The sequence below is a fragment of the Anaerotruncus sp. genome, assembly GCF_057433415.1.
Genome location: NZ_DBMDHH010000096.1, coordinates 1 through 4,472 on the forward strand (window position 1 = coordinate 1; position 4,472 = coordinate 4,472).

At 61.7% G+C, this 4,472-nt stretch carries 5 protein-coding genes and 2 tRNA genes; all 7 read right to left on the reverse strand.

Going from position 1 to position 4,472, the window contains the following annotated elements:
- Positions 1-4: 4 nt before the first annotated feature.
- Positions 5-79 (reverse strand) — tRNA-Glu (locus ACZO3G_RS14440).
- Between the two features lie 40 nt (positions 80-119).
- Positions 120-196: transfer RNA gene (locus tag ACZO3G_RS14445), tRNA-Met, on the reverse strand.
- Positions 197-280: 84 nt separating this feature from the next.
- A complete protein-coding gene (locus ACZO3G_RS14450; protein ID WP_101553149.1) occupies positions 281-1,009 on the reverse strand; it encodes an acyl-[acyl-carrier-protein] thioesterase in 729 nt (242 codons plus the stop codon).
- Positions 1,010-1,066: 57 nt separating this feature from the next.
- Positions 1,067-2,347: a serine--tRNA ligase gene (serS, locus tag ACZO3G_RS14455; RefSeq protein ID WP_276874348.1), complete on the reverse strand. Its 1,281-nt coding sequence runs from the start codon at positions 2,345-2,347 to the stop codon at positions 1,067-1,069.
- A gap of 57 nt (positions 2,348-2,404) precedes the next feature.
- On the reverse strand, positions 2,405-3,262 hold the full coding sequence (locus tag ACZO3G_RS14460; protein ID WP_101553147.1) for a ParB/RepB/Spo0J family partition protein: 858 nt from the start codon (positions 3,260-3,262) through the stop codon (positions 2,405-2,407).
- A 4-nt stretch (positions 3,263-3,266) separates the two neighbouring features.
- Positions 3,267-4,043 (reverse strand): ParA family protein, encoded by a 777-nt coding sequence (locus ACZO3G_RS14465; protein WP_276874345.1) that lies wholly within the window; start codon positions 4,041-4,043, stop codon positions 3,267-3,269.
- A gap of 239 nt (positions 4,044-4,282) precedes the next feature.
- On the reverse strand, positions 4,283-4,472 hold a 190-nt coding region (locus tag ACZO3G_RS14470), incomplete at its 5' end, for a hypothetical protein (RefSeq protein ID WP_486847359.1).

The window sequence follows — 4,472 nt, forward strand, 5'->3', positions numbered from 1 at the left end:
TTTTTGGTGACCTGTACGGGATTCGAACCCGTGAACCCGCCGTGAAAGGGCGGTGTCTTAACCACTTGACGAACAGGCCGGATAAGTCGAGCCTCACCTCTCGGTGAGGCTCGAGCGAATGGTAGCGGTAACTGGATTCGAACCGGTGACACTTCGGGTATGAACCGAATGCTCTAGCCAGCTGAGCTATACCGCCATATCCGCCGCCGATACAAAATGTACAAGCGAGCGAATTACATTATACTGGATACAGGAAAGTTTGTCAAGGTGTTTTTGGCAATCAGCGGAATTTTATCTCCGCTTCAAAACAGCGTTCCTCCGCGACCCGTCCGCCGACATAATAGGCGGCGTCCGGAAGGGCGGCCACGTCCAGTTCGATCACCTCGCCGGCCTTGGCCTCCCGCTGGTAGACGATGCCGAAGCTGGCGATCTCCCGCTCGGTGAGCGGCTCCAGCGGCAGGGTGTCGCAGACGATGGCGGCGTAGACGGCGTTGTTCACATGGAAGTTGTAGTCGAGATCGCTGTATTTGACCTGCCGCAGGTGGGTGACCGTCTCCGCCTCGGGCCGCCGGATGCGGTAGCCGGTGATGTATTCCCCCTCGTTGGGGAACATCTCGAAGCCATAGACGTCGAACACCGAGGGACGCAGGATCTTGTGCGTGTCGGGACTCACGAGCATCCAGGAGATGCTCACCTCGATGAGCTTCTCCCCCGCCCGCGTCTCAAAGATCGTATCGCGGATGAACTGCGCGCCCTTCGGTTTGCGGGGGATCGTCGTCAGCAGCAGCTCCTCCCCGAAGACAGGCCGCCGGTCGATCGTGATGAGCATTTTGTTGACAAGGAAAACCATCCCGTCCCGGTACATGCGGTTGTAGTCGATGCCCATCGACGCGATGTGCTCGCTGCCCATCTGCTGGGAGTGGCGCATGATGTTCGACAGCGTCATCCGCTTGGTGATGTCGGTTTCCGGTTCGGTCACCAGGATTTCTTTTTTGTAGGTCTCTACCATGTTAGTCTCTCCCGTTTTCGCCCAATCTATCCGCCGGGAGCTTCCGGCGCGGCGCGTTTACCGAATGACGTCCCTGCCGCCCATGTACATCCGCAGCGGCTGCGGGATGCGCACCGAACCGTCGGCGTTCAGGTTGTTCTCCAAAAACGCGATCAGCATGCGGGGCGGCGCGACGACCGTATTGTTGAGGGTGTGGGGGAAGTAGTTCCCCGTCTCCTTATTTTTGACGCGGATGCCCAGCCGGCGCGCCTGCGCGTCGCCAAGGTTGGAGCAGCTGCCCACCTCGAAGTATTTCTTCTGGCGGGGGCTCCACGCCTCCACGTCGAGACTTTTGACCTTGAGGTCCGCGAGGTCGCCCGAGCAGCACTCGAGCGTGCGCACGGGGATGTCGAGGGAACGGAAGTAATCGACCGTGTTCCGCCAGAGCTTTTGGAACCACTCCATGCTCTCCTCCGGCTTGCAGACGACGATCATCTCCTGCTTTTCAAACTGGTGGATGCGGTAGACGCCGCGCTCCTCGATGCCGTGGGCGCCCACCTCCTTGCGGAAGCAGGGGGAATAGCTCGTCAGCGTCTGGGGAAGCTGGCTCTCCTCGAGCATCGTGTCGATGAATTTGCCGATCATCGAATGCTCGCTCGTACCGATCAGGTAGAGGTCTTCCCCCTCGATCTTGTACATCATGTTTTCCATCTCGGCAAAGCTCATGACCCCGTTGACCACGTTGCTGCGGATCATGAAAGGGGGCACGTAGTAGGTGAAGCCCCGGTCGATCATGAAGTCGCGCGCGTAGGAGAGGATCGCCGAGTGCAGCCGCGCGATGTCGCCGCAGAGGTAATAGAACCCGTTTCCGCTCGTGCGGCGGGCGCTGTCGAGGTCGATGCCGCGCAGCTTTTCCATGATCTCCACATGGTAGGGGATCTCGAAGTCGGGCACCGCCGGCTCGCCGAACTTTTCCACTTCGACGTTTTCGCCGTCGTCCTTCCCGATCGGCACTGACGGGTCGATGATGTTCGGGATGACCATCATCCGCTTTTTGATCTCCCCTTCAAGCACCGTCTCCTGCTCCTCGAGGTCCGCTAGCTCCCTGGCCATCGAGGAGACCTGCGCCTTGGCCTGCTCGGCCTCCTCCTTCTGCCCCTTGGCCATCATGCCGCCGATCTGCTTGCTGATCGTGTTGCGCTGGCTGCGCAGGTAGTCGCAGCGGGTCTTGGCCTCGCGGTAGCGCCGGTCGAGGTCGATCACCTCGTCCACCAGCGGCAGCTTCTCCTCCTGGAACTTCTTTTTGATGTTCTCCTTGACCGCGTCGGGATTCGTCCGTACAAATTTGATGTCCAGCATTGTCTATTCTCCTCCGAATTCGGTTTTTCCACACCACGGGGCCCTTCCGGTGGAAACTCAGCCCCCGCTCTTTTCCAGCGACGACGCGATCGACCGCAGGTCGTCCTCGTCGTAGAATTCAATGACCAGCCGGCCCCTGCCGTTCTCCCCTTCCACCTTCACCTTGCGGGCGAGGCACTGGGAGAGGGCGAGCTCCACCTCGGCAAAAAAGCTCTGGTCCCAGGCGTTCTGCGGCTTGGGAGCGGCTTTTTGCTGCTTCTGCCGCTTGGCGAGCGCCTCCACCTGCCGCACCGAGAGGCCCTTTTTGACCGTGTCCGCCGCCGCCTGCCGGATGAGCTCCTCCTCCCCCAGCGAGAGCAGCGCGCGTGCGTGCCCGGCGGAGAGCTTCCCCTCCGACAGGAGCCCCCGCACCTCCTCGGGCAGGCCCAACAGCCGCAGCGCGTTGGTGACCACCGGGCGGGACTTGCCCACCTTGGCGGAGACCTGCTCCTGCGTCAATCCAAAATTTTCCATGAGGTCCCGGTAGCCCATCGCCTCTTCAATCGCGTTGAGATCCTCCCGCTGGAGGTTTTCGATGAGCGCGAGCGCCATCGTCTCGCTGTCGCTGAGCTCCTTGATGACGACGGGCACCTGGGAAAGCCCCGCCATCCGGGCGGCGCGCCAGCGGCGCTCCCCCGCGACGAGCTGGTAGCTGCCGTCGGGCATCGGGCGCACGACGAGCGGCTGCAGCACGCCGTGCTGCCGGATGGAATCAGCCAGATCGGCGAGCGCCGCCGGGTCGAACTGCTTGCGGGGCTGCCCGCGGTTGGGCTCGATCTCGCTGACCGCCAGCGTCGAGACGGCCGCCTCGTCGGTGGAATTGTCGGCGAAAAGCGCCTCCAGGCCCTTGCCCAGTCCCCCTTTTGCCTTTGCCAATGCCTTACCCCCTATCCCTCTGGTTCTTCCTGAGGAATTCCTCAGCCAATTCGTCGTATGCCGCGCACCCCTTGGAGGAACGGTCGTAATACATGACCGGCTGCCCAAAGCTGGGCGCCTCCGACAGGCGGACATTGCGCGGGATCACCGTCCGGTAGATCTTCTGCGGAAAGTATTTTTTGAGTTCCGCCACGACCTGCACCGTCAGATTGAGGCGGCTGTCATACATGGTGAGCAGCACCCCCTCGATATCGATCGAGGGATTGTAGAGCCGCTTGACCTGCCGCAGCGTCGCCATGAGCTGGGAGAGGCCCTCGAGCGCGTAATATTCGCACTGGATGGGGATCAGCAGCGTGTCGCAGGCGGCAAACGCGTTGAGCGTGATGATGCCGAGCGAGGGCGGGCAGTCGATGAAGATGAAATCGTAATCCTGCCGCACCTTCAGCAGCGCCGTCTTGAGGCGCATCGCGCGGTTGTCCAGCTCGACGAGCTCGATCTCCGCCCCCGCCAGCGAGATGTTGGAGGGCAGGACATCCACATTCTCAAACGGCGTGTGCCGCAGCACCTCCGCCGGCTGCGCCGTCGCGACCATCAGATCATAGGTGGAATGCTTGAGGTCGCGCTTGTTGACGCCCAGTCCCGAGGTGGAATTCCCCTGCGGGTCCACGTCGACCAGCAGCACCTTATATCCGCGCGCGCCGAGCGCCGCCGTCAAGTTGACAGCGCTGGTCGTCTTTCCGACGCCGCCTTTCTGGTTCGCAACTGCAATGATTTTGCCCATTTTTGCCTCCATTTACCCGGCTTGTCCGCTGATTTCATAACGGTTACGATTATAGCATAAATCAGGCGGCTTTAAAAGGGCAATCTGCGACAAAAATTCCCCAGCCCCGCCGCAGGGTTTTGCCCTCCGGAGTGTTTCACGTGAAACAGGAGGGGGTTTTGCCGCTCGGGAGCGGCGGAGCTTGCCGCGCTGCGCCCAGCGGGGCTTAGACGGGAATTGCCGCCCGTGGGCGGCAAGAATCACGAGCGCGTTCCGCCGCGCTCCGGTTTTCGATTTTCCGTCCTGGGGTCAAAGGCTTTTTTCGCGCCCCTCTGGGGCGCTTTCAATGTGCCGCCTTCGACGGCGGGGATCGCCGGGTCCCGCCCCGGCAGGCGGGCCGACTTCTTGCGCGCCCAAGAAGTCGGCGGAAGAAGGGCGCTCAAGGGGACT